This window comes from Dickeya ananatis (assembly GCF_019464615.1).
Classification (GTDB): domain Bacteria; phylum Pseudomonadota; class Gammaproteobacteria; order Enterobacterales; family Enterobacteriaceae; genus Dickeya; species Dickeya oryzae.
The window spans coordinates 671,619-695,953 of sequence record NZ_CP040816.1 but is presented as its reverse complement, the minus strand read 5'-3'; the positions used below and the strand labels follow the sequence as shown (position 1 = coordinate 695,953).

22 protein-coding genes, 6 tRNA genes and 1 other RNA gene are annotated in these 24,335 nt (G+C 51.2%); 11 read left to right on the top strand and 18 right to left on the bottom strand.

Annotated features, from left to right (window positions below; genetic code table 11):
• Positions 1-7: 7 nt before the first annotated feature.
• Complete coding sequence (locus FGI04_RS03075; RefSeq protein ID WP_342700174.1) at positions 8-1,525, bottom strand: sensor domain-containing protein; 1,518 nt, start codon at positions 1,523-1,525, stop codon at positions 8-10.
• Positions 1,526-2,307: 782 nt separating this feature from the next.
• On the bottom strand, positions 2,308-3,099 hold the full coding sequence (pdeH, locus tag FGI04_RS03070) for a cyclic-guanylate-specific phosphodiesterase (protein WP_342700173.1): 792 nt from the start codon (positions 3,097-3,099) through the stop codon (positions 2,308-2,310).
• 347 nt (positions 3,100-3,446) lie between these two features.
• Here pdeH and FGI04_RS03065 point away from each other — a divergent pair, with 347 nt between their 5' ends.
• The gene (locus FGI04_RS03065) at positions 3,447-3,707 is read left to right on the top strand and encodes a YfhL family 4Fe-4S dicluster ferredoxin (protein ID WP_019845901.1); all 261 of its coding nucleotides are present in this window, start codon (positions 3,447-3,449) and stop codon (positions 3,705-3,707) included.
• A 28-nt stretch (positions 3,708-3,735) separates the two neighbouring features.
• Here the strand turns inward: FGI04_RS03065 and acpS are convergent, their stop codons facing one another.
• The 11 genes from acpS to rpoE all read right to left on the bottom strand — a co-directional run bounded on the left by acpS (position 3,736) and on the right by rpoE (position 13,185).
• Positions 3,736-4,116 carry a holo-ACP synthase gene (gene acpS / locus FGI04_RS03060; RefSeq protein ID WP_342700172.1) on the bottom strand — a complete coding sequence of 127 codons (381 nt, stop codon included), beginning with the start codon at positions 4,114-4,116 and terminating at the stop codon, positions 3,736-3,738.
• Positions 4,116-4,847, bottom strand: a complete 732-nt coding sequence (gene pdxJ / locus FGI04_RS03055; protein WP_342700171.1) for a pyridoxine 5'-phosphate synthase — start codon at positions 4,845-4,847, stop codon at positions 4,116-4,118. Before pdxJ ends, acpS begins: the two co-directional genes overlap by 1 nt.
• Positions 4,848-4,919: 72 nt before the next feature.
• Positions 4,920-5,654, bottom strand: a complete 735-nt coding sequence (recO, locus tag FGI04_RS03050) for a DNA repair protein RecO (RefSeq protein WP_407336216.1) — start codon at positions 5,652-5,654, stop codon at positions 4,920-4,922.
• Between the two features lie 11 nt (positions 5,655-5,665).
• Positions 5,666-6,571: a GTPase Era gene (gene era, locus FGI04_RS03045; protein ID WP_019845897.1), complete on the bottom strand. Its 906-nt coding sequence runs from the start codon at positions 6,569-6,571 to the stop codon at positions 5,666-5,668.
• Positions 6,568-7,248, bottom strand: coding sequence for a ribonuclease III (gene rnc, locus FGI04_RS03040; protein WP_012885750.1), 681 nt, complete (start codon positions 7,246-7,248; stop codon positions 6,568-6,570). The genes era and rnc overlap by 4 nt, the downstream gene beginning before the upstream one ends.
• A 184-nt stretch (positions 7,249-7,432) precedes the next feature.
• The gene (gene lepB / locus FGI04_RS03035; protein WP_016941798.1) at positions 7,433-8,401 is read right to left on the bottom strand and encodes a signal peptidase I; all 969 of its coding nucleotides are present in this window, start codon (positions 8,399-8,401) and stop codon (positions 7,433-7,435) included.
• 15 nt (positions 8,402-8,416) lie between these two features.
• On the bottom strand, positions 8,417-10,216 hold the full coding sequence (gene lepA / locus FGI04_RS03030) for a translation elongation factor 4 (RefSeq protein ID WP_342700170.1): 1,800 nt from the start codon (positions 10,214-10,216) through the stop codon (positions 8,417-8,419).
• Between the two features lie 261 nt (positions 10,217-10,477).
• On the bottom strand, positions 10,478-10,948 hold the full coding sequence (gene rseC, locus FGI04_RS03025; RefSeq protein ID WP_407273894.1) for a SoxR-reducing system protein RseC: 471 nt from the start codon (positions 10,946-10,948) through the stop codon (positions 10,478-10,480).
• Positions 10,945-11,895 (bottom strand): sigma-E factor regulatory protein RseB, encoded by a 951-nt coding sequence (gene rseB, locus FGI04_RS03020; protein WP_023640494.1) that lies wholly within the window; start codon positions 11,893-11,895, stop codon positions 10,945-10,947. Before rseB ends, rseC begins: the two co-directional genes overlap by 4 nt.
• Positions 11,895-12,560, bottom strand: coding sequence for an anti-sigma-E factor RseA (rseA, locus tag FGI04_RS03015; protein ID WP_407273896.1), 666 nt, complete (start codon positions 12,558-12,560; stop codon positions 11,895-11,897). The genes rseB and rseA overlap by 1 nt, the downstream gene beginning before the upstream one ends.
• A gap of 49 nt (positions 12,561-12,609) precedes the next feature.
• Complete coding sequence (rpoE, locus tag FGI04_RS03010) at positions 12,610-13,185, bottom strand: RNA polymerase sigma factor RpoE (RefSeq protein WP_016941793.1); 576 nt, start codon at positions 13,183-13,185, stop codon at positions 12,610-12,612.
• A gap of 355 nt (positions 13,186-13,540) precedes the next feature.
• Between rpoE and nadB the strand changes: the two genes are divergently transcribed.
• Positions 13,541-15,145 (top strand): L-aspartate oxidase, encoded by a 1,605-nt coding sequence (nadB, locus tag FGI04_RS03005; RefSeq protein WP_407339992.1) that lies wholly within the window; start codon positions 13,541-13,543, stop codon positions 15,143-15,145.
• Between the two features lie 104 nt (positions 15,146-15,249).
• On the opposite strand, the gene trmN is transcribed toward nadB, so the two are convergent.
• Entirely contained in the window at positions 15,250-16,011 is a 762-nt protein-coding gene (gene trmN, locus FGI04_RS03000) for a tRNA(1)(Val) (adenine(37)-N(6))-methyltransferase TrmN (protein WP_407336215.1), read from the bottom strand.
• Positions 16,012-16,157: 146 nt separating this feature from the next.
• Between trmN and srmB the strand changes: the two genes are divergently transcribed.
• Positions 16,158-17,510 carry an ATP-dependent RNA helicase SrmB gene (srmB, locus tag FGI04_RS02995; protein WP_016941790.1) on the top strand — a complete coding sequence of 451 codons (1,353 nt, stop codon included), beginning with the start codon at positions 16,158-16,160 and terminating at the stop codon, positions 17,508-17,510.
• A 227-nt stretch (positions 17,511-17,737) separates the two neighbouring features.
• On the opposite strand, the gene grcA is transcribed toward srmB, so the two are convergent.
• The gene (gene grcA, locus FGI04_RS02990) at positions 17,738-18,121 is read right to left on the bottom strand and encodes an autonomous glycyl radical cofactor GrcA (protein WP_012885760.1); all 384 of its coding nucleotides are present in this window, start codon (positions 18,119-18,121) and stop codon (positions 17,738-17,740) included.
• A gap of 405 nt (positions 18,122-18,526) precedes the next feature.
• Between grcA and ung the strand changes: the two genes are divergently transcribed.
• On the top strand, positions 18,527-19,216 hold the full coding sequence (gene ung / locus FGI04_RS02985) for a uracil-DNA glycosylase (protein ID WP_038905280.1): 690 nt from the start codon (positions 18,527-18,529) through the stop codon (positions 19,214-19,216).
• 126 nt (positions 19,217-19,342) lie between these two features.
• Here the strand turns inward: ung and FGI04_RS02980 are convergent.
• Positions 19,343-19,418 (bottom strand) — tRNA-Ala (locus tag FGI04_RS02980).
• 46 nt (positions 19,419-19,464) lie between these two features.
• Positions 19,465-19,540 (bottom strand) — tRNA-Ala (locus FGI04_RS02975).
• A gap of 268 nt (positions 19,541-19,808) precedes the next feature.
• On the opposite strand from FGI04_RS02975, the gene FGI04_RS02970 reads away from it, so the two are divergent.
• Positions 19,809-21,077 carry an O-acetylhomoserine aminocarboxypropyltransferase/cysteine synthase family protein gene (locus tag FGI04_RS02970; protein WP_407336214.1) on the top strand — a complete coding sequence of 423 codons (1,269 nt, stop codon included), beginning with the start codon at positions 19,809-19,811 and terminating at the stop codon, positions 21,075-21,077.
• A 132-nt stretch (positions 21,078-21,209) separates the two neighbouring features.
• Here the strand turns inward: FGI04_RS02970 and gltX are convergent, their stop codons facing one another.
• Positions 21,210-22,625, bottom strand: coding sequence for a glutamate--tRNA ligase (gene gltX / locus FGI04_RS02965; RefSeq protein ID WP_342700165.1), 1,416 nt, complete (start codon positions 22,623-22,625; stop codon positions 21,210-21,212).
• 318 nt (positions 22,626-22,943) lie between these two features.
• Between gltX and FGI04_RS02960 the strand changes: the two genes are divergently transcribed.
• From FGI04_RS02960 to FGI04_RS02935, 6 genes are all read left to right on the top strand, one after another.
• Positions 22,944-23,019, top strand: a tRNA-Val gene (locus FGI04_RS02960).
• A 44-nt stretch (positions 23,020-23,063) separates the two neighbouring features.
• Positions 23,064-23,139: transfer RNA gene (locus tag FGI04_RS02955), tRNA-Val, on the top strand.
• A gap of 40 nt (positions 23,140-23,179) precedes the next feature.
• Positions 23,180-23,255, top strand: a tRNA-Val gene (locus tag FGI04_RS02950).
• Positions 23,256-23,262: 7 nt separating this feature from the next.
• Positions 23,263-23,338: transfer RNA gene (locus FGI04_RS02945), tRNA-Lys, on the top strand.
• A gap of 46 nt (positions 23,339-23,384) precedes the next feature.
• Positions 23,385-23,509: non-coding RNA, RtT sRNA (locus FGI04_RS02940), on the top strand.
• A 358-nt stretch (positions 23,510-23,867) separates the two neighbouring features.
• Positions 23,868-24,302: a DoxX family protein gene (locus tag FGI04_RS02935; protein WP_342700164.1), complete on the top strand. Its 435-nt coding sequence runs from the start codon at positions 23,868-23,870 to the stop codon at positions 24,300-24,302.
• Positions 24,303-24,335 lie beyond the last annotated feature (33 nt).

The following is a 24,335-nucleotide window of genomic DNA, read 5'->3' as shown; positions in this document are numbered from 1 at the left end:
CTCGGCGCTACTGATGTGTATTCAGGTCATGGTAGATTTGGGTTTGGCTTCGTCCTAATGCCTTCGCCTGATACATTGCCGCATCTGCGTTGATGGCTAATGTCAGCGAATCAGTTCCATGTTCGGGATACAGCGCGATCCCAATACTGCATGAAATATCCAGTTTCTTGCCCTCAATATAAAAAGGTTCGTTAAGGGCATGGTGAATCTTGTCCGCAACATACAACGTATTCTCGACTTCTTTGATCCCCTGCAGCAGAATAATAAATTCGTCACCGCTACGGCGGTACACCGTATCCGTTTCACGTACCGCACCACGCATACGCGCCGCCGCCTCTTTGAGCAGTAAATCCCCGGTCGCATGGCCGAAGGTATCGTTAATCTGCTTAAATTTATCCAGATCGAGGAACATTAGTGCGATCTTCCGGCCTGTCTGCCGTGACAACTGGATAGCCTGCTCCATCTGCTCAGCGAAGGTCAGTCCGTTAGCCAGCGAGGTCAGAGAATCGTAATGAGCCAGCTGCCGGTAGTGCTCTTCACTACGACGCAGCATATCAATCGCCCGATAACGCTCGATGGCGACAGCCACCAGCTGTGCTGATTTCTCAATAGAGGCGATTTCATCCTCCGTTGGGGAATACACTTTACGGTGATAAACACTCAGTACCCCCAGAATCTCCTTGTTCTGCCCGAAGATGGGCTCAGACCAGCAAGAACGCAGGCCAGCATACAATGCCAGACCTTTATACAACGTCCAATGCGGATGCGTGGAGATATCCTCGGCAATCACACGTTTACCTGAGTACGCAGCCGAACCAAACGACGCCGCCCCATCGGCAATTTTCACGTTGTGAATCGCATTCTTGTAAAAGCCCGGCAAACTGGGCGCAGACCCCAACGTCAGGCATTTCTTTTCCTTATCAACCAGCAGCACGGAACAGACGATCCGCCCAGGGTTTTTCTCCTCAACGCTGAAGATGATGGCGTCCAGGATATCTTTCAGCGGCGCACCGCTCGAAAGCAACTCCAGCGCACGGTTATAAGAGTTGTCATGGTGTTCCTGAGTCTTGCGCTCAGTGATATCCATTTTTATGCTGACGTACTGAACCGCATCGCTGGCTTTATTATATATTTTGACGATGCTGGCTTTTTCCCAATATAACTGCCCGTTTTTCTTACGGTTGACGAACTCGCCGTTCCAAATCTCGCCTTTATTGAGGGTAGACCACAGTTCTTCATACACGCTGGCGTTGGTCATGCCCGAACTTAATATATTGGTTTTACGACCGATCACTTCTTCCGCTTCATAACCCGACATCATGGTGAACTGACGGTTCACATACACGATTTCGCAGCTTTCATTAGCGATCATAATGGATGATGGGCTGTACTCGGCGGCAAAGAACACCATATTCAGGAAGTCTTGCTTTTTTTGTTCTGAGTCGGCTTTTTCCTGGAATTTACGGCTTCTTGCAGTAGAAATCCCTAAGAGCACTATTAATAGGGTTATTATAATTTCATACACAATAACACTCTCCTCAGGCCCGGAGCGGTCCTGAACGAACAAATCGCATCACTGAAGACGAAAAATCCCGGTAATAACTCCCCTCGTATGGATTTTCAGGGTTGGCACATTTCCGGAGAGTAGAAAGGATGAATGAAAAAACTATCCAGCTCTGCAGGACAGGTTCATAGCCATAAAAACGACAGCATAAAGCCTCCATTATATCGCTGTGTGCAGACCTAAATAATAAAATCAAGAGAATTAGCTTAATCAGTTATATTAATGATCGTTATAGACATAAGCCTGGCTAATATTTTGATACAGCTCTTTACAGATTTCGTAGCGCAGTATTTTGACTATCAATTTTTCGTAAGCAAATCAATTATACCGATAAGTCACATCATTTTAATCAAAAAAAACTATCACCAGACGATTTTTGATCGTTGGTAGCAAACATTTATTTTTTTGTATTTGCAAATCAAATGGTTATATCTTTAAGGTTTAGCCAGTTCTTTCTCTTATGATAGCTGATTTTTTCAGCTATCATCACAGTTTCCCTATTCAGAAAACAGCGCCTCGGCCACATAAAACACTATATTTATATAAAAAACAAGGCATAAAAAATGAAAAATCCATGGCTAGCAATCTAATCATTTATTTTATACGGTATATTTTTGGAAGATGAATTTTTCTTTTCCCCTCAAGGGATTAATGAGCCGGAGATAGGGTTTGTGGGAGTTGTGAGGACTTACTCTAATCAAATAAGCAGTAGTGACTCAGGCAGGAATATTAAGCAGGCGTAATTACAGCTCTGAACGGAGATCTTCCATATTTTCAAATGGTTGAGGTCGAGACAGGAAATACCCTTGGGCAGCAGAAGCATTGGATTGCCTGACTATCTCCCACTCTTCTTGCGTTTCAACCCCTTCAATTACCACATCATTACAGTAAGTCGCAATCAAAGAGACCAGCGATGGGAACAGCTTTCTGCCCTCTTCGCTTTGTAGCAGCATAATGAAAAGCTCACGAGCAATCTTGATGCAATCGTATTTTACTTGCGCCAACGAGGAAAAATTCGCTACACCGCAGCCGAAATCATCCAACCAGAGCTGGTTCGCTTCGGGGAGTGACGCCAGCACGTCATGGGGCAATACAGCCAGACTTTCAACTAACTCAAAACGTAGCCAGGGCATGGTCGCCAGCAGTGCTTTAGCCTCGCGACTTTCCTGCAAAGCCAGTAGGGTCTGACCATCAATATTCACGGAGGCGCGTAACCCATCACGAACAAAGCGGTCGTGCCACTGGTTAAGTAGCTGAAGCTGTTCAATAACAATTTGCAAGCGTTCTTCAACACTCAGGCGGGCAAAATACTGTTCTGGAGATAAAAACGTCTGCGGCATGGATGGATGAAAAACGGCGGTCAGTAACTCAATGCCCATTAAACGACCTGACGTGCGATAAATGGGCTGAAATCTGTATCGCCGATGGCAGCCGTGACAGTAATCAGCATCTGTAAGCAGTGCCTCCCCGGAAATAGAGGCTGCAGAGCCGGGCTGATTAAAGTGACTGTTTTGCTGCACTATGTGTTCCGCCATTGAAGGAGATGCTTACAGATCAAGTATACCACATGCACGCATGAGTTTATCGGCCTCACCCCGACAATCTTCATCTGGGTTGACTGTAATGCAAGTTACAGTACAAAGCGAATATGACGGACACATTGCATGGGAATTTTTGTTTTTTTATATCAAAAAGCTATGAGAAATTATGCACTACAATCGCATAATAGTGATTAATGTCTTTGTCGTATAGTCCGTCAATCAATCGAATAAACTCGCTTTTTGAGCCCTTCTCTAGCGGCATTGTTTATACCATAACCACGCTGTGTAACTGGCCCGTAGAAGAGTATAATCGGCGGCTGATTGATGAAAGGAAAGAAGACATGGCGCTACTGATTACCGCGAAATGCATTAACTGCGATATGTGTGAGCCGGAATGCCCCAATCAAGCCATCTCGATGGGGGATGAGATCTATGAAATTGACCCACTACGCTGTACCGAATGCGTCGGGCATTACGATACGCCGACCTGCCAAAAGGTCTGCCCTATCGACAACACCATTATCAAAGACGCGAATCACCCAGAAAACCACGAGCAGTTGTGGGAAAAATTTGTCCTGTTGCACCATGCCGACCAGCTGTAATACCCGCTCAGCATAATGCCATTCAATTTTACCCTTCGATAATCACCGTAGCACAAGCGTAGTGTCGCTCATCCGCCAGCGACACATGCACATGCTGCACTCCCAAGGCTTGCGCCAGTTCAGCGGCGCGCGCCAGAAACCGCAAACAGGGTTTACCCAACGCATCATTTGCCACTTCAAACTGGGCAAAGGCCAAACCATCGCGAATGCCGGTGCCCAACGCTTTGGCAGCGGCTTCTTTAACCGCAAATCGCTTAGCCAAAAAGCGAATCGGTTGAGAGTGAGATTGATACTGTATCCATTCCTGGGGACTGAGCACTCGCCGAGCCAGGCGATCGCCGGAACGACCGACGATCGCTTCAATACGGGCGATTTCAACAATATCCGTACCGAGACCCAAAATCGCCATTAGCGACGAGCTTCCCGCATCAGCGTTTTCATCTCAGCCACCGCCGGCGCCAACCCGCTCATCACCGCACGCCCGATAATCGCATGACCGATATTCAGTTCATGCATTTCCGGCAGCGCCGCAATCGGCAGGACATTATGATAAGTCAGACCATGACCGGCATTAACCTTGATGCCACGAGACGTCGCATAGGTCGCCGCATCGCGGATGCGTTCAAATTCCTGTTGCCGGGCCACATCGTCTTGTGCATCAGCATAAGCACCGGTATGAATTTCAATATAAGGTGCACCACTGGCAACGGCGGCATCTATCTGTGTGCGATCGGCATCGATGAATAACGAAACCTGAATCCCCGCTTCACGTAATTGCGTTACCGCCGATGTGATGCGCGCAAGCTGCCCCGCTACATCCAGCCCGCCTTCCGTCGTCACTTCCTGACGTTTTTCCGGCACCAGACAGCAAAAATGCGGTTTCAGCTCACAGGCTATCGCCAGCATTTCATCCGTTACTGCCATCTCCAGATTCATGCGGGTCTGGATGGTCTGACGCAATAAACGCACATCGCGATCGGTAATATGGCGGCGATCCTCACGCAAATGCACGGTGATACCGTCTGCTCCCGCCTGTTCTGCGACAAATGCCGCCTGAATCGGATCGGGATATGCTGTACCACGAGCATTACGCAGGGTGGCAATATGATCGATATTTACGCCCAACAACAACTCAGCCATGATCCATCCTTCAATAATTAAGTCTTCGCCGCAGTGTACACCCCGGCCAGCGCTGGCGGTACCCGGCCGGTTCTAGATCTTTTCACCCGGTACCGCTTTATAGGGTTTCGGCATGAACTGGCGAAACAGCTCCCGACTCTTCAGTGGTTTGCCACCAAGATAAGGTTTCAGCGCCATACGAGTAAAACGTTTGGCGGCACGCAATGTATCGGTGTCGGGAAACTCTCTTGACGCCAGCGCCTGCAATTCACGTCCGGTAAAGCTGACGTTATCTACCACCAGGCTGGCAATAAAGCCTTTCTCTGAACGGTAACGATAGGTCATGGTATCAGCAACGGGTTCGCCGCTACCGGCACAGTGCAGAAAATCGACGCCATAACCCAGATGCTCCAGCAACGCCAACTCGAAACGACGCAATGCAGGTTCTGGCGATCCGTTGGTGGCAGCCAATTGTTGTAAACAGTGGAGATAATCGAAAAACAGGGCGGAATAATTGGTTTCCAGCTCCAGTACGCGCGTCAGCAGCTCGTTCACATACAAACCGCTATAGAGCAGTGAACCACTCAACGGCAATGCGAGAGAAACAGGCTCAGCGTTACGAAGCGTTTTCACTTCACCTCGCCCGCCCCAGCGTACCAGCAGCGGTGTAAAGGGTTGAAGCGCCCCTTTAAGACTGGAACGCCGCGCCCGGGCACCTTTTGCCAGCACCCGCACACGGCCTTCATTCTCAGAAAACAGATCCAGCAACAAGCTGGTTTCACTGTAAGGTCGCCCATGCAAGACAAATGCGCGCTGCCAGCCTTCCATCGGCGTATGCCTTACAGGTCGTCAATGTAACCCAGGCTACGCAGCGCACGCTCATCGTCCGCCCAGCCAGATTTAACCTTCACCCACAATTCCAGATGAACCTTGGCCTCAAACATCTGTTCCATATCCTGACGCGCTTCGATACCGATGGTTTTAATCTTGGTACCTTTATTGCCAATCACCATCTTTTTCTGGCCTTCACGCTCTACCAGAATCAGGCCATTGATGTCGTAACCACCACGTTCGTTGGCGACAAAACGCTCAATCTCCACCGTCACTGAGTACGGCAGTTCTTCACCCAGGAAACGCATCAGCTTTTCGCGAATGATTTCCGATGCCATGAAACGTTGTGAACGGTCGGTAATATAGTCTTCCGGGAAATGGTGAATGGCCTGCGGCAGATGCTTACGCACAATCGCGGCGATGGTATCGACATTAGTGCCTTTCTCTGCAGAGATCGGTACCACATCGAGGAAATTCATCTTTTCACTCAGCATTTGGATATGCGGCAGCAGCTTCGTCTTATCTGTGACGTTATCCACTTTATTGATAGCCAACAGCACCGGCGTTTTCTGATCGCGCAGCTTGTTCACTACCATTTCATCATCGTCAGTCCAGTGGGTACCTTCCACCACGAAGATGATCAATTCCACGTCACCGATTGAACTACTGGCCGCCCGGTTCATCAGGCGGTTGATAGCGCGTTTTTCTTCGATATGCAGTCCTGGGGTATCCACGTAGATAGCCTGATACGGCCCTTCGGTGTGGATCCCCATAATACGGTGACGCGTCGTCTGCGGCTTACGCGAGGTAATAGACACCTTCTGCCCCAACAACTGGTTCAGTAGGGTGGATTTACCGACGTTCGGTCGGCCAACGATCGCGACAAAGCCGCAGTAGGTCTGTTCTTCGCTCATTCAAGCTCCAGCTTTTTCAGGGCCTGTTCCGCCGCAGCCTGCTCGGCTTTACGACGGCTAGACCCAGTACCCACTACCGGCTCACTAAACCCGCTGACCTGGCAATGAATAGTAAATTCCTGATCGTGCGCCTCGCCACGTACCTGCACCACCAGATAGGTCGGCAACGGTAAGTGGCGTCCCTGCAAGAACTCCTGCAGGCGGGTTTTCGGATCTTTTTGTTTGTCTCCAGGGCTTATTTCATCCAGACGGGTTTGATACCACGACAGAATAAGCCGCTCGATGGTCTGGATATTACTGTCCAGAAATACACCGCCGATTAATGCTTCGACGGTATCCGCCAGAATAGACTCACGGCGGAAGCCACCACTTTTCAATTCACCAGGACCAAGGCGCAGACATTCGCCCAATTCGAACTCTCGGGCAATTTCCGCCAGTGTATTACCGCGCACCAGCGTTGCACGCATCCGACTCATATCACCTTCATCCACGCGGGGAAAACGGTGATAGAGCGCATTGGCAATAACGAAACTCAGAATGGAATCCCCCAGGAACTCCAGCCGCTCGTTATGTTTACTGCTGGCGCTACGATGCGTCAGTGCCTGCAATAAAAGGTCATATTGTTGGAAAGTATAGCCCAGCTTTTTTTGTAAACGATTTATCAGGATGGGGTTCATGTGCTACCAATAGATCTATAATGCCTTTTTTAAACAACAGCATACGGAACAGCCCTGCCTTGCCACTACACTTAAGTCAAAACTGTTTCGTTTGCAGTGGCTCCCGCCCGGGAGCCAGCATTTATTATTCAGAAATATTCTACAACGGAAGTCGCAAATATGCTGCGAGTTTATTTACATTCGATTAATGAATCCCACCAATGCGACTTAAACGCACACCTGTGGGCCATTCACCTTCCTGTTTTTCAAAACTCATCCAGATAGCCGTCGCTTTACCCACCAGATTTCTTTCTGGAACAAATCCCCAATAACGGCTGTCGGCACTGTTATCGCGGTTATCCCCCATCATGAAGTAATGACCTGCGGGCACCACCCAACTACCCAGAGGCTGACGGGGTTGTTGATAATACATTCCCAGTTGGTCCTGAGCGCCGGGTACAGCGAGAATATTGTGCGTCACATCGCCCAGCGTTTCCTTGCGGGTCGCCATGCGAATGCCTTCGCTTTTCTGGCCCACCGGAATCTGATAGAAACCGCTGGTCATCTCACGCCCGCTACCGCTAAACGTCTGTACAAAATCGCTGGGTTCAACGTTGCTATAGGTCACCGGTAACGCACTGGTACAGCTCGACTTATCGCCACATCCCGGCTGGATGGTAACCTGCTTGGCGATAGGGTCATAACTCACACGATCACCCGGTAACCCCACCACACGTTTGATGTAATCCAGACGCGGATTTTCCGGGTATTTAAAGACCGCGATATCGCCACGCTTCGGATGCCCGGTTTCAATCAACGTCGTTTGCGTTATCGGATCCTTGAGACCGTAAGCAAATTTTTCGACCAGAATGAAATCCCCGATCAGTAACGTTGGCATCATCGAACCGGAAGGGATCTGAAACGGTTCGAAGATGAATGAACGCACGACAAACACCAACGCCAGTACAGGAAAGACTGACGCGAACGTTTCTACCCACCCCGGCTGTTTGATGCTGCTCGCCAGCGCTTTCTCGTCGAGAGCACCACCAACCTGCTGGCTCAATGCAGAAATCTTGGCACGCCGAGCCGGCGCCCATTTGAACCGCTCCAGACACCAGACAACGCCGGTCACCAGCGTTGCCAATGCCAAAATCAGGGCAAACATATTGGCCATGCCAACTCCTCAGGGTTATTTGCTTTCTTTTCCAACATGCAGAATGGCCAAAAACGCTTCCTGCGGCAGCTCGACATTCCCTACCTGCTTCATGCGTTTCTTCCCTTCCTTCTGTTTCTGCAGCAGTTTCTTCTTACGGCTGACGTCGCCGCCGTAACATTTCGCCAGAACGTTCTTGCGTAGCTGTTTGACGGTGGAACGGGCAATAATATGGTTGCCGATCGCCGCCTGAATCGCGATGTCGAACTGTTGGCGTGGAATCAAATCTTTCATTTTTTCCACCAGCTCACGACCGCGATACATCGAATTATCACGGTGGGTGATCAGCGCCAGCGCATCCACACGTTCGCCGTTGATCAACACATCCACACGTACCATGTCTGATGCCTGAAAATGTTTGAAACCGTAATCCAGCGATGCATAACCACGTGAGGTGGACTTGAGGCGATCAAAGAAATCGAGTACTACTTCTGCCATCGGAATTTCATAGGTCAGTGCCACCTGATTGCCGTGGTAGACCATATTGGTCTGCACGCCGCGTTTTTCCACGCAAAGGGTGATCACATTACCCAGATATTCCTGCGGCAACAGCATATGACACTCGGCTATCGGCTCGCGCAGTTCTTCGATGTTATTGACTGGCGGCAGTTTGGACGGACTGTCGACATAGATAACCTCGTTGCTGGTGGTTTTCACTTCGTACACCACCGTCGGTGCCGTAGTGATCAGGTCAAGATCGTATTCACGCTCCAGACGTTCCTGAATGATTTCCATGTGCAAAAGCCCCAGGAAACCACAACGGAAACCAAAGCCCAGCGCGGTAGAACTTTCCGGCTCGTAGAACAACGACGCGTCATTCAGGCTGAGTTTACCCAATGCATCACGGAACGCTTCATAATCGTCGGAACTGACCGGGAACAAACCGGCATAGACCTGCGGTTTGACCTTTTTAAAGCCCGGCAGTGGTGTGTCAGCAGGCTTACGCGCCAGCGTCAGGGTATCGCCCACCGGTGCACCCAAAATATCTTTGATGGCACAGACCAGCCAGCCAACTTCACCGCACTGCAAGGCATCGCGGTCCACCTGTTTAGGGGTGAAAATCCCTAAACGCTCAGCGTTATACACCTGGCCGGTGCTCATGACTTTGATTTTATCGCCTTTACGCAACGTACCGTTTTTAATACGGATCAGCGATACCACTCCCAGATAGTTATCAAACCAGGAGTCGATAATCAGTGCCTGCAACGGCGCTTCCGGGTCGCCTTCCGGCGGCGGAATATCACGCACCAGACGTTCCAGCACATCCGGCACACCGACGCCGGTTTTGGCAGAACAGCGCACCGCATCGGTCGCATCGATACCCACGATATCTTCGATTTCCTGGCTGACGCGATCAGGATCTGCCGCCGGCAGGTCAATCTTGTTCAGCACAGGCACCACTTCCAGATCCATTTCGATCGCGGTATAGCAGTTAGCCAACGTTTGCGCTTCAACCCCTTGCCCGGCGTCCACGACCAGCAATGCGCCTTCACAGGCTGCCAGTGAGCGGGAAACCTCATAGGAGAAGTCGACATGTCCGGGGGTATCGATAAAGTTGAGCTGATAAGTCTGGCCGTCGGAAGCCTTGTAATCCAGCGTCACACTCTGAGCTTTGATGGTAATACCACGCTCACGCTCCAGATCCATGGAGTCCAGCACTTGCGCCTCCATTTCACGTTCGGACAAGCCACCACAAATTTGGATGATGCGATCAGAGAGCGTCGACTTACCGTGGTCGATGTGAGCAATAATGGAGAAATTTCGTATATGCTTCATTATAAAAGTTTTTCTACCTTGGTATTTCTGAAATTCTTGCCGAACGGCATGCGCAATGTGATGACAGCCATAGCTACTGTCATATACCTGAATCGCAGCATTCTACATGCCATACGGAGGAAAACCTAGTCATGGCGCATCGAATCAATTTCTTGATTATGGCAAGGTTATGGATGAGAAGATGAAAGCAGAGGTAAAAAGTCATTAAAGGGAAAAAAGCAAACCGGCCACCAGCCTGCTACCCTGCTGGCCGCCTGCGTTTCAACGTTCCGGCGTCATATCGGTTCGCAGTAGATTTTCAGGCAAAGAAACCTGCAGAATCACCGGCTGATAACGCTGATTATTGCTAATTTTCGCAGATAAACGCTTTACCAGAGCGAAACTCACCGCCACGCCGACAAAGGCGCCGATGACTGTTGCCGGTTCGTTCTCCAGCCAGTATTGCATCAGCGTGGCCCCCAGCATCAGCCCCAGCAACGGCAGCAGATAAACCAGCATTGCCGATCGCAGCAGGCTGGACTCCGCCAGACCGATTTCCACCCGTTGACCGGGTGACAAAGGCTGCGAATACGCAACGCTCAGTTGGTGTGTTGGTGCACCACCAATCTGATTCAGTAAGCCGGTGCCACATGATGTATGGGACTGGCAACTCTGACACCCGGAGCGTTGTTCGCAATGCAACACGGCGATACCCGACTGCCACGATACCACCGTCGCCCATTCTTTAATCATGGCTGCGCCTTGAAGAGCACGTTATCCGCAATACGTTTGGCGGTTGCCAACGGCAACTCACCAATCACCGTGATCTCACGGTTATTCCGTACTTCGGTATGGATAGTTCTGCGCCCCAACGAGGCATTCTGGTCAGGATGGTTTTCCCCTACCGGACTGATATTAACGGAAAAGCTGAACAAACCATCACTATAAAGACGCGATTCTGTCAGACCAGTCACCCCCGGTAGAGGACGCTGACTGCGCGACACTTCTTCAACACCAACCGGCAGCCACTCCGGCGTCCAGTTAAAATCGGCAACAGACGTCGTAGAAATACTGAGAGACGGCGGCTGACTGACTTTATCGAGCGGTTTCATGGCTAGCTGCACATTTTTATCCACCGTGACAGAAATCGCCCGGAACTGCTCTAGCAACTCGCCATTCTGATCGAGCAGATCGACCCGCAATGGCAGGCGAGACTCCGCATCAAGACAGACGATATAACTGAAACGCGTGCCATCCCGCGAGACGATCCTCACGACATCACCCTGGCGATCAGCCAGACGGATACGACCGGTAGGAATAAAGTCGTAATAAGCAGACAAACGCTCAATGTTGGCGAAAATCAGTGCCGGCAACGAATCGACGATGTGATCGCCAGATAACGTGAAAGGTTCGGCATCCGCTTCGAAATAGCTAATATCGCCACCACGCTGAATCACTTCGCGCTTCGGACCATCCAGATGAATAAGTTCAGCCAGCGTTTCGCCATTTTGTACCGAATGCCGGTAGCGCAATGACTCAATGCCCTGACGGGAAACATTGATGTAGTAAATTTCGTAATTTAATGATCGGCTGGCGCTGCTCATCTGCTGCAACAACGCCCCGGAATCACTTGCCGGGGCGAGGGAGGAATAAGACAGGCTGCCCAGCAATACACATGCGGCAAACCAGAAGCGCTTCATTACTGCGGCTGAATTCCTAATGACTGAGTACCAGGCACCTGTACGGCGGCCTGTTGCTGGCTCCCTTGCTGCTGCAACTGGAGCTGATCAGAATGCACACGGCGCTGCAGTTCGTAATCCTGCAGCAGCGCATTAATACGCTCATGCTGTGCCTGCATCTGACGCTGTCCGGCATGCGCTACGCTATTTTCCGCAGGCACGCTCAGACTCACTGGAGAAGCGGAGCCCCCCATCACCGGTAACGTGCTCAATACCGGCGTGTTTTCCGCCATAGTATCGCTAACGACGTTGCTTTGCTGGTAGTGCTGAACACCAACAATCACTGCCAGCGAAACGCACGCGGCCACACCAATTTGTGTCAGATGACTGGCGAGTGGACGGACTTTGTGCCAGAACGGCAACGCCTGCCAGGACTGAGGATGCGGCTGAGATTCCGGCTCGGTTTTCGTTTTAAACGGAACCGGTTCCTGTTCGAGGGCGGCAGCCACACGCGAAGCGATATCAACCTGCATCAGCGTTTCACTGATATCCCCTCGTAACGTGTCACGTACCAGATGGTAACGCTGCCAGCTTTGCTGCAATGCATCGTCTTTGGACAAGGCACCCAGCAGCGCATTATCCACTGCCTCACCATCCATTAAAGCGGAAAGTTTTTCTTTCTGCATAACTTCACCTTACCTTGTCAAACCCGTCATGAGTAACGTTAAGAACAAGCTAACGCTGAATAAGCGGTTGCACTTTATTATCAATCGCTTCCCGTGCGCGGAATATGCGCGAGCGAACTGTACCGACCGGGCAATCCATGATGTCGGCGATCTCCTCATAACTCAGCCCATCCAGTTCACGCAACGTAATTGCCAGACGTAAATCTTCGGGCAATGACTCGATAGTATGGAAAACGATCCGTCGTAACTCTTCAGACAACATTAAATTCTCAGGGTTCGATATTTCTTTCAACGCGCTGGCACTTTCGTAATTTTCAGCGTCGTTCGCATCCACATCGCTGGAGGGAGGACGTCGCCCCTGAGCCACCAGATAATTCTTCGCCGTGTTCACGGCAATGCGGTACAACCAGGTGTAAAAGGCACTCTCGCCACGAAACGACTCCAGCGCGCGATAGGCTTTGATAAACGACTCCTGCACTACATCGGGTACATCCCCAGAGGGAACGTAACGCGATACCAGACTCGCCACTTTATGCTGATAACGAACGACCAGTAAATTAAACGCTTTTCTGTCGCCTTTCTGGACCCGCTCAACCAGCACCTGATCCGCTAACTGCTCGCTCATCCGAGATCATGTCTCCCCAAAACCGTGTCGCCACGCCTAAGTCATGTACTGCCAGCCATATATCTGAAATCGAGCAAGCATCGGCTTGGAGTCTTTTAATGTCATAAAGTTCCACTACACGACGCTTTTTTTGCATCCTGTCGGATACCTGCTGCGTGTCACCGTGCTGCTCTGTGGGGTTTTATTCTCATGACGTTCCCCAACCAATGGGCAAATCATACGTCAAAAGCCCGTTGCTGGCACCCCGTTCCACCTTTTTACACCCACAATGTTTAATACACTAAACACATGCGTGCATTTAAGATAAATATTGTGCTAGATTCAAAAATACCGTTTTATAAATTAAACAACGATCATGATGTCTTCAGTTACAGACTACCACTGTGATGTGCTGATTATCGGCAGCGGAGCCGCTGGATTATCACTGGCGCTACGTCTGGCGCCCCATGCACGTGTCATGGTGCTGAGTAAAGGCCCGCTTAGCGAAAGCGCTACGTTCTATGCACAAGGCGGGATAGCCGCCGTCTTTGATGAAACCGACAGCATTGATGCCCATATCAACGATACCCTGATTGCTGGCGACGGTTTATGCGACAGGGAAGCGGTCTCGTTTATTGCCCGTAACGCGCGTCATTGCGTGCAGTGGCTTATCGATCAAGGCGTGTTATTCGACACCGAACCCGCACCGCATGGCGAAGCACGCTACCACCTGACACGCGAAGGCGGCCATAGCCATCGCCGTATCCTGCATGCGGCAGACGCCACAGGCAAAGCGGTAGAAACCACGCTGGTGAGCCAGGCGAAACAACACCCCAATATTGTCTTGCTGGAACGTTGCAATGCGGTGGATTTGATCACCTCCAGCAAACTCGGCTTGCCGGGCCACAAACGGGTTGTCGGCGCTTATTTGTGGAGCCGCGAAAAAGAGCACGTTGAATCCTGCCGCGCCAAAGCCGTGGTGCTCGCCACCGGCGGTGCCGCCAAAGTTTACCAGTACACCACCAACCCTGATATTTCCTCCGGGGACGGTATCGCTATGGCCTGGCGGGCGGGCTGTCGGGTAGCCAATATGGAGTTTAACCAGTTCCACCCGACGTGTTTGTATCACCCACAGGCCCGCAATTTTTTGCTGACCGAAGCGCTGCGGGGTGAAGGTGCCTGGTTAACCCGGCCAGATGGCAGCCGCTTCATGCCCGATTTTGACAAACGGGCAGAACTGGCACCTCGTGATATTGTCGCCCGGGCTATCGATCATGAAATGAAACGTCTGGGCGTAGACTGCATGTATCTGGATATCAGTCATAAACCCGCGGACTTTATCACGCAGCACTTCCCAACTATCTACGAAAAGTTACTGTCACTGGGCATTGATCTAACCCGGGAACCTATTCCTGTTGTTCCAGCAGCGCATTATACCTGTGGCGGCGTCGTGGTTGACCAGCAAGGGCGTACCGATCTGGACGGCCTGTATGCCATTGGCGAAGTCAGCTATACCGGGTTGCATGGTGCGAACCGTATGGCCTCGAACTCACTGCTGGAATGTCTGGTATATGGCTGGTCTGCCGCCGAAGACATTTTGCAGCACTTACCCGAAAAAACACTGGTGGAATCGCTGCCTCGCTGGGATGAAAGCCAGGTAGAAAACTCGGATGAAAGGGTCGTGATTCAACATAATTGGCACGAGCTGCGGCTATTTATGTGGGATTATGTCGGCATTGTGCGCACCACCAAAAGACTGGAGCGTGCACTGCGGCGTATCACGCTGCTACAGCAGGAAATCAGTGAGTATTACGCCCACTTCCGTCTCTCTAACAATCTGTTAGAACTACGCAATCTGGTTCAGGTCGCGGAATTGATTGTGCGCTGTGCGCTGGAGCGTAAAGAGAGCCGGGGGTTGCACTACACGCTCGATTATCCAGAACGTTCGCCAAACCCACACCCCACGATACTTCATCCTTAATGCATAACTCAGTGCCTCTGCCGGGTCTCCCCCGGCAGACTCCCTTCACCTACCGGGCAACAAACGGGCTACTCAGGAGAGCGTTTCCCTTCCAGCATCCCTTTTCACATCGACAAATAAAAATCCCGCGTCAAGGCCTGAAAAGACGACGAATATTGGCGGTCGTCATCACGAATGATTAACGACGTTCGATTCACTGCTATCGCGCTTATCTCCGACTCGCCTCCACGCCGCAGTGACAGCAGCACCCGATTGACCGGCCGACTCGCACTGTCCGCCACATCGACGCGGATATCAGCACGCCATGCCAACTGTTGTGCCAGCGTTAAGAAATCTTCCGCCCCATTTACCGGCAACACGACACAAAATCGCCCCTCAGGCGCCAGTAGCCGACTGGCGCAATCCAATAACGCGTCATGCGTCAACGTGGTGGTATAACGCGCCTGTGCACGCTGGGTCGATGCGCAATCCACACCGGGGGGAAAATAGGGCGGATTACTCACGATCAACGAGTAACGCGACGCTGTATCCCGAGCGTAGGCCAGAATATCGGCCTGATAAATTCGTATAGCATTAGCCCAGGGTGACAATGCCACATTGTCTGCCGCCTGCGCACTGGCGGCGGCATCCAGTTCTACACCGTCTATAGGCACCTGCCCACCACTGCGTTGCGCCAGCATTAAGGCCACCAGACCGGAACCACAGCCGATGTCGAGTATCCGCGTTTCCCGATGCAGTGGTGTCCATGCGCCCAGCAACACGCCATCGGTTCCCACTTTCATCGCGCAACGGTCATGCGCGACAAAAAACTGTTTAAAAGTAAATCCTCCGGCGCGCGGAGCCGGTGTATGCTGCTGGAAGGTCATTGCTATGCCGTGTTTATGCCGTATTGTTGTCAAACCGCGGTTAGCATAGGAGAAACGCCCGCCCGGGAAAAGTGGCGAATGCCGCTTAAACAGATGAACAACCCCGCCAATGCGTCTATAATCAGCGCCCCGAACAGAGGTAGACCATGACTGCGACCAATTTTTCCGAGTTTGATCTTGATGACAGCCTGCTTGACGCCTTGCGCGACATGGGCTTCAGCCGTCCGACCGCCATTCAGGCCGAGGCAATTCCTCCGGCGATGGAAGGGCGTGATGTACTGGGCTCCGCACCGACCGGAACCGGCAAAACCGCAGCCTATCTGCTACCGGTTTTACAACACCTGCTGGATTTTCCGCGTAAAAAATCCGGCCCGCCGCGGATCCTGATCCTGACACCGACCCGGGAACTGGCGATGCAGGTGGCCGATCAGGCTCGGGCATTGGCGGCTCATACTCATCTGGACATTGCGACCATCACCGGCGGGGTGGCTTATATGAACCACGCCGAGGTGTTTAGCGAAAATCAGGATGTGGTTGTCGCCACGACGGGTCGTTTATTGCAATACATCAAAGAAGAGAATTTTGACTGTCGTGCAGTAGAAACCCTGATTCTGGATGAAGCAGACCGCATGCTGGACATGGGGTTTGCGCAGGACATCGAGCATATTGCCGGTGAAACTCGCTGGCGTAAGCAGACCATGTTGTTCTCTGCAACGCTTGAAGGGGATGCTATTCAGGATTTTGCCGAGCGACTGCTAAACGACCCTATAGAAGTGGAAGCCGAACCGTCGCGGCGTGAGCGTAAAAAAATCCTGCAATGGTATTACCGTGCCGACGACATTCAGCACAAGACCGCGCTACTCAGCAACCTGCTCAAACAACCGGATGTCACGCGTTCCATCGTATTTGTGCGCAAACGTGAGCGAGTGCATGAACTGGTAGACTGGTTGCGATCTGCTGGCATCGAGTCCTGTTACCTGGAAGGAGAAATGGTGCAGGCCAAACGCAATGAAGCCATCAAACGATTAAGTGAAGGCCGTGTGAAAGTGCTGGTTGCTACAGATGTCGCCGCACGCGGTCTGGATATTCAGGATGTCAGCCACGTGTTCAACTTCGATTTACCCCGCACGTCTGACGTTTATCTGCATCGCATTGGCCGTACCGGACGAGCGGGTCGTAAAGGCTGCGCTATCTCGCTGGTCGAGGCACATGACTATCTGCTGCTCGATAAAATTGGTCGTTATCTGAACGAGCCATTGAAAGCGCGTGTCATTGATGAATTACGCCCGAGTACCCGTGCGCCAAGCCCCAAATCTACTGGTAAGCCATCGAAGAAAGTGCTGGCTAAGCGCAAAGAGCAGAAAGAAAAAGAGAAAGAAAAGCAGAAGGCGAAGGTCAAGGTGCGCCACCGCGATAGCAAAAATATCGGTAAACGTCGTCAGCCCAGCGCCAAAGCGTCAGCGGAACAACCGAAAGAAAAACCCGCGGATAATACCTAAAGCAAGTGTGTTGACCGTTAAACCACACAGGGAGCCAAATGGCTCCCTGTGTTTTTAGGGACAACTGAAAATCAGCGTCAGGCTATTGATACCTGCTAATCCCGCCCCATAAAAAAACATGCCGGGCACATTGTATGACCGGCATGGTTTGTATAACGATGGCTTGTATAACGTATGTTCAGGTGAAGCTATCGTTCTTCGCCTGACTCTCTGTTTTGTCGACGTACTTACAGGCTTTCAGTAAAGGTACGGGCGATGACATCACGCTGTTGTTCAGGCGTCAGCGAGTTGAAACGAACGGCATAACCCGACACACGAATGGTCAACTGCGGGTATTTTTCCGGGTTCTTCACTGCATCTTCCAGTGTTTCACGACGCAATACGTTCACGTTCAGATGCTGGCCCCCCTCAACGCGCACTTCCGGTTTGATTTCCAGCGGTACTTCGCGATATTCGAACTGCCCCAGATCGCTGATAGCCACGATTTGATCTTCGTTAAACTCCGATTTGGCACAGACACAACGCGCCTGAGATTTCTCTTCATCCAGCAGCCAGAAAGAGTTAACCAGGGCATTGTTATTTGCTTTGGTGATTTGAATACCTGTAACCATTATTGCCTCCGTTAAGCGGCGTCTATTGAACCGAATACAAAATCCACGATTGATAACAAACTGCCAGCAACGTTAACGCCAGCGCAAAACCAATCGAATCTGACTCTCTGTATACCAGCCCTTCCCCTCTCGCTCTTTGATGCAGGTCAATTTTAACCACCCACCAACTGAAGGCCTGCGCATAATTAATTGTTTTATATCAATTTCCATCAAATCTCACGATGCAATTATTTTTGTAAATTTTAAAAAAAATTCGCAATCCACCATTTGCCAGCAATAAAAGGTAGCGAATAATTTTCCCTCTGCCGCGTTTGACGGTAATCTTAGTCACCTGGATTGATGAATCAGGCTGAACCTGCACACCCAGGTTGTCGCCATTTACCCGATTGAGCAAAGAGCCTTGCCATGACCACCTCCCTGACCTGGCACGATGTGCTGGCCCAAGAGAAAGAACAGCCTTACTTTGTTAACACCTTGTCGTTTGTCCATCAGGAACGTGCGGCAGGCAAGGTTATCTATCCGCCACAAAAAGATGTCTTTAACGCCTTTCGCTTTACTGAGTTTCACGACGTCAAAGTCGTGATTCTGGGGCAGGACCCGTACCACGGTCCGAATCAGGCGCATGGGTTATCGTTTTCAGTGCGCCCGGGCGTGCCGGCTCCGCCCTCTTTAGTCAATATCTACAAAGAGCTGGCTAACGATATTTCTGGATTTGAAATACCCTCCCACGGCTTTTTACAAAGCTGGGCGCAGCAAGGCGTGATGCTGCTGAATACCGTACTGACGGTGGAAGCAGGTAAAGCACATTCACACGCGAATCTGGGTTGGGAAACGTTCACCGACAAAGTGATAGAGAATCTGAACGCACACCGGGAAGGGATCGTATTTCTGTTGTGGGGGTCTCATGCGCAGAAGAAAGGCAGCATTATTGATACACAACGGCACCATGTTCTGAAAGCACCGCATCCGTCGCCGTTATCCGCGCATCGTGGTTTTTTAGGATGCCATCATTTCTCGAAAACCAATCAGTTGCTGGAGCAACAAGGGGATTCGCCCATCGACTGGACGCCCCGTTTACCAGAAAACGTCCAATAGCGAGTTCGTCATTGCCTTTGCTGGTCAGAGGCAATGACGCATCATCTGGCAGAAGCAGAAAAGCAAAAATTGATTGAATCGTAAGGAAACAAAAGGAAGTAATAAGGGAAGTACTGCGAAGAAATATGGTGGAGCTAAGCGGGATCGAACCGCTGACCTCTTGCATGCCATGCAAGCGCTCTCCCAGCTGAGCTATAGCCCCACACCTGATGATACTATCGATAACCAGACCTTTTGGGATGAAGGTTTGGTGGAGCTAAGCGGGATCGAACCGCTGACCTCTTGCATGCCATGCAAGCGCTCTCCCAGCTGAGCTATAGCCCCGTATCGACACGGTATCGTGTGAACGGGTCGCATGATATGCAACGCCCCTACCCCTGTCAACGCCAAAATCCATTTATCCGATCAACCGCTGAAAAAGCCGTCAACGCAGAACGCCAGGTGTCATACAACAACGCACGTTTTATCCCAAAGGCAAAAAACGCCGCAAATCAAGCGCGTTTGCTATTAGCTTATGACAAAAAAGTTTTTCTTACTTTTCACAAAACCCTTAACAATGCGTCATTATTTCATCTACCGGAGTTTTCCAGACATGAAAGATGCCACACTCGCGCTACACCATGGTTTTACCTCCGACCCCGTCACCAAGGCCGTGGCCGTGCCGATTTACCAAAATGTCGCCTTTGAATTCGAGAATGCGCAGCACGGCGCGGATCTGTTCAACCTTGCCGTCCCAGGTAATATCTATACGCGGATTATGAATCCCACCAATGATGTGCTGGAACAACGCCTGGCTGCATTGGAAGGTGGCATTGCGGCGCTGGTGGTTTCTGCCGGTAGTGCCGCCATTACTTATGCGATTCAAACGCTGACCCGTCAGGGTGACAATATCGTGTCGACCCCACAGTTATATGGCGGCACCTATACCCTGTTTGCTCACATGCTACCAAGCTTTGGGGTGGAGGTCCGTTTTGCAGCGGATGACTCGCCGGAAGCTATCGCAAAACTGATTGATGATAAAACCCGGTTGGTCTACTGCGAAAGTATCGGCAATCCGGCGGGCAATATTGTCGATATTGAAGCGCTGGCACAAGTTGCCCACCAGCATGGCGTACCGCTGGTCGTGGATAACACCGTTGCCTCGCCAGTACTGTGCAAACCGATTGCCTTCGGTGCAGACATCGTCGTGCATTCGATCACGAAATACGTTGGCGGTCACGGTAACTCACTTGGCGGTGTCATTGTGGATGCCGGTACATTCCCCTGGTCGCAATACCCTGAAAAATACCCGGGTCTGAATCTCCCTGAAGCGGCCTATCATGGCGTGGTCTATACCGAGACATTCGGCCCAGCCGCTTTTATTGCCCGCGCCCGCACCGTTCCACTGCGCAACACCGGTTCAGCGCTCGCCCCCATGAATGCCTTCTTATTACTGCAGGGGTTGGAAACACTGTCGCTGCGCATGGAGCGACATGTGGAAAATGCCAAAAAAGTGGCGGAATACCTGCAATCGCACCCCAGCGTAGCCTGGGTCAGCTATGCTGGCCTGCCGAATCACCCGCATTACGCGCTGGCACAGAAATACATGAAAGGTACCCCGTCTGCCATTCTGTCGTTCGGCCTCAAAGACGGTTACGACGCGGGTGTACGCTTCTATGACGCCCTGAAAATTTTTAAACGTCTGGTCAATATTGGTGATGCCAAATCGTTAGCTTGCCACCCGGCATCGACCACTCATCGCCAGATGACACCAGAAGAACAGGCTAAGGCCGGCGTTAAACCGGAAATGATTCGCCTGTCAGTCGGCATCGAAGCAATAGAAGATTTACTGGACGACCTGAATCAGGCACTCAATGCCTGATATTCCGGCTGCGTCACGGTAATCAATCGCCTTCATTTTCAAAATGATGGCGATTGCAAGAGTGGATACTGGACGTAAAAAAAACCCTGGCAAGCCAGGGTTTTGAAGAATCACTATCTCGACAATAGACGATTATTGCTGAGCCTCGCGCTCACTGATAAACGCCAGTGCCCGCTCGATACGCGCCAGTGTACGTGACTGACCGATAGCATGCACCGTCACATCCACGCCCGGAGACTGGCCCGCGCCGGTTACCGCTACACGCAACGGCATCCCTACTTTCCCCATCCCCTGCTGCAATTCGTCGGCTGTGCCCTGAATAGCATGGTGAATAGTTTCTGGTGTCCAGTCAGTGATGGCAGCCAGCTTGCTGCGAACCAATTCCAGCGGCTGACGCGCTACCGGACGCAAGTGTTTCTTCGCGGCATCAGCATCGAACTCAGCAAACTCTTCATAGAAGTAGCGACAGGACTCGGCAATTTCTTTCAGCGTCTTGCAGCGCTCACCCAGCAATGTCACCAGTTCGCTTAACTGAGGACCAGTACGGGTATCAATACCGGCCTGCTCGATATGCCACGACAGATGGGTCGCCACGTATTCCGGCGGCAGATGGTTAATATAGTGGTGATTCAGCCACTGCAGCTTTTCTGTATTAAATGCACTGGCGGATTTACTGACAGCATCCAGTGAGAACAACTGCTTCATCTCATCAATAGAGAAAATTTCCTGATCGCCGTGAGCCCATCCCAACCGCACCAGATAGTTGAGCAATGCTTCCGGCAGATAGCCATCATCACGGTATTGCATCACACCGACGGCACCGTGGCGCTTGGACAGCTTCTTACCGTCGTCGCCCAAAATCATGGAAACGTGCGCGTATTCCGGCACAGGTGCACCCAGCGCTTTGAGGATATTGATCTGACGCGGCGTATTATTGATATGGTCTTCACCACGAATAACGTGGGTGATCCCCATATCCCAGTCGTCGATAACCACACAGAAGTTATAAGTCGGTGAACCGTCGGTACGGCGGATGATCAGATCATCGAGCTCAAGGTTGCTGAATTCAATCGGCCCGCGAATACGGTCATCGAAGATCACCGAACCATCCTGGGGGTTACGAAAACGCACCACATGCGGTTCATCATCAGCATGGTGTTCATGAGAATCACGGCAGCAGCCGTCATAGCGCGGCTTATCACCGTTAGCCATCTGCTGTTCACGCAGCGTTTCCAGACGTTCTTTAGAGCAGTAGCATTTGTAAGCCGTACCGTTTTCCAGCATTTGATCGATGACCGCGTTATAGCGATCAAAACGCTTGGTCTGATAGTACGGGCCTTCATCCCAGTCCAGATTCAACCAGTTCATGCCATCCATAATGGCGTCAATCGCCTCTTTGGTCGAACGCTCCAGATCGGTATCTTCAATACGCAAAACAAATTCGCCGCCATGATGACGGGCAAACAACCAGGAATACAGTGCGGTACGGGCACCGCCAACATGAAGATAACCAGTCGGGCTGGGCGCAAAGCGGGTTTTGATTTTCATTGGGATTACGGCCTTAATTAGACAGCAACGGTCGGTTAACACCAACCAGGATTCCGGACTGCGCCCCGCCATCAAGGGTGCGCGCTGTCAGCGCGAGACACAGCCTGCTTAAAGTGGGCAATATTCTATCACTCCCCCTCGATTCCTCAACGCCATAACCGCGTCGAGGCCAGTCTCTTCGCGCTAAAATGCGCAGGGATTCAACGATAACGCCCAGAAATACGACATATCGACTAATTTTACAACGAACGACCATTTTCGTTTTAAAAAGCGTTGACTCATAGTCAACTATCCCTATAATGCGACTCCACACAGCGGGGGTGATTAGCTCAGCTGGGAGAGCACCTCCCTTACAAGGAGGGGGTCGGCGGTTCGATCCCGTCATCACCCACCACTCATTAGAGTGCCGCGCTGTGTAAAGTAAGAAGATTTGAGATTGGGTGATTAGCTCAGCTGGGAGAGCACCTCCCTTACAAGGAGGGGGTCGGCGGTTCGATCCCGTCATCACCCACCAATCTCATACCAGCTGTCTTCTTACGATGAAGTACAGAAGTGGGTGATTAGCTCAGCTGGGAGAGCACCTCCCTTACAAGGAGGGGGTCGGCGGTTCGATCCCGTCATCACCCACCACTTCTGCGGGTCGTTAGCTCAGTCGGTAGAGCAGTTGACTTTTAATCAATTGGTCGCAGGTTCGAATCCTGCACGACCCACCACCGCTAAATGCATCACCTTCCACAATTATTCACTCTGATGCTTCATATGCACACGATGTTGTGCAGGTGAGAACCTGCGTTCAGGCTCGAGTCGAGCAAAGCGAGACAACAGCGCATCGCGCTGGCCCGAAGGGCGAGGCCACTGGCCGAGTCATCCTGCACGACCCACCACCGCTAAATGTATCACCTTCCCCATTTATTCACACTAATGCTTCATACGCACACGATGTTGTGCAGGTGAGAACCTGCGTTCAGGTTCGAGTCGAGCGAAGTTATGCGATCTTACTCTCTGCGTTTATCCCTGTTTCTTATATCCCTCAACATCCTCTGTCTCCCGACTAAAAATCATCCCCACAATCAACCAATATTCCCCTTTACTCATTCAAAGGCGCTCCACCCGTTACAGCCTGCGCGGATTATCGGGCAAAATTTTTGATAAGGAGCGTCAAATGTATTGGTTTTTTATTCTGCCACCAAAAGATGACACTAGGTGACGTAATAAAACCTATTCCTAATTAAGGGTAAGACGATGATAGCGAAAGCCAATAAATTTTTTACCGGTTTAACCAACCATCCTGATGGCGGCAAACTGTTGTTGCGTTTGACCGTCGGCATTCTGTTGCTATTCCACGGCGTTGCCAAAATCCAAAATGGCGTAGGTTGGATCTCAGGTATGCTGGCACAGCATGGTCTGCCGGGCTTTATTGCCTACGGCGCCTATATCGGCGAAGTACTGGCTCCGATCCTGATTATTCTCGGCGTATTAACTCGCCTTTCTGCCGCTGTGGTTGCATTTAACCTGTTGGTCGCAACGCTGCTGGTCACGCTGGGTAAATTGTTTACCGTCACCAATGTGGGGGCGTGGGGATTGGAAGGGGAAGCGTTTTATTTCCTGTGCAGCCTGGTCATTATGCTGCTGGGCAGCGGCCGCTACTCCGTAGTGACCAATGAAGACTACCGTTAATTGACTCACATCTCTAAAAAAACGCCCTGACGG

Coding starts and splice junctions, on each gene's coding strand:
- pdeH (WP_342700173.1), bottom strand. CDS start 3,099: ATGGCGGAACACATAGTGCAGCAAAACAGTCACTTTAATCAGCCCGGC.
- FGI04_RS03065 (WP_019845901.1), top strand. CDS start 3,447: ATGGCGCTACTGATTACCGCGAAATGCATTAACTGCGATATGTGTGAG.
- acpS (WP_342700172.1), bottom strand. CDS start 4,116: ATGGCGATTTTGGGTCTCGGTACGGATATTGTTGAAATCGCCCGTATT.
- pdxJ (WP_342700171.1), bottom strand. CDS start 4,847: ATGGCTGAGTTGTTGTTGGGCGTAAATATCGATCATATTGCCACCCTG.
- recO (WP_407336216.1), bottom strand. CDS start 5,654: ATGGAAGGCTGGCAGCGCGCATTTGTCTTGCATGGGCGACCTTACAGT.
- era (WP_019845897.1), bottom strand. CDS start 6,571: ATGAGCGAAGAACAGACCTACTGCGGCTTTGTCGCGATCGTTGGCCGA.
- rnc (WP_012885750.1), bottom strand. CDS start 7,248: ATGAACCCCATCCTGATAAATCGTTTACAAAAAAAGCTGGGCTATACT.
- lepB (WP_016941798.1), bottom strand. CDS start 8,401: ATGGCCAATATGTTTGCCCTGATTTTGGCATTGGCAACGCTGGTGACC.
- lepA (WP_342700170.1), bottom strand. CDS start 10,216: ATGAAGCATATACGAAATTTCTCCATTATTGCTCACATCGACCACGGT.
- rseC (WP_407273894.1), bottom strand. CDS start 10,948: ATGATTAAAGAATGGGCGACGGTGGTATCGTGGCAGTCGGGTATCGCC.
- rseB (WP_023640494.1), bottom strand. CDS start 11,895: ATGAAGCGCTTCTGGTTTGCCGCATGTGTATTGCTGGGCAGCCTGTCT.
- rseA (WP_407273896.1), bottom strand. CDS start 12,560: ATGCAGAAAGAAAAACTTTCCGCTTTAATGGATGGTGAGGCAGTGGAT.
- rpoE (WP_016941793.1), bottom strand. CDS start 13,185: ATGAGCGAGCAGTTAGCGGATCAGGTGCTGGTTGAGCGGGTCCAGAAA.
- nadB (WP_407339992.1), top strand. CDS start 13,541: ATGATGTCTTCAGTTACAGACTACCACTGTGATGTGCTGATTATCGGC.
- trmN (WP_407336215.1), bottom strand. CDS start 16,011: ATGACCTTCCAGCAGCATACACCGGCTCCGCGCGCCGGAGGATTTACT.
- srmB (WP_016941790.1), top strand. CDS start 16,158: ATGACTGCGACCAATTTTTCCGAGTTTGATCTTGATGACAGCCTGCTT.
- grcA (WP_012885760.1), bottom strand. CDS start 18,121: ATGGTTACAGGTATTCAAATCACCAAAGCAAATAACAATGCCCTGGTT.
- ung (WP_038905280.1), top strand. CDS start 18,527: ATGACCACCTCCCTGACCTGGCACGATGTGCTGGCCCAAGAGAAAGAA.
- FGI04_RS02970 (WP_407336214.1), top strand. CDS start 19,809: ATGAAAGATGCCACACTCGCGCTACACCATGGTTTTACCTCCGACCCC.
- gltX (WP_342700165.1), bottom strand. CDS start 22,625: ATGAAAATCAAAACCCGCTTTGCGCCCAGCCCGACTGGTTATCTTCAT.
- FGI04_RS02935 (WP_342700164.1), top strand. CDS start 23,868: ATGATAGCGAAAGCCAATAAATTTTTTACCGGTTTAACCAACCATCCT.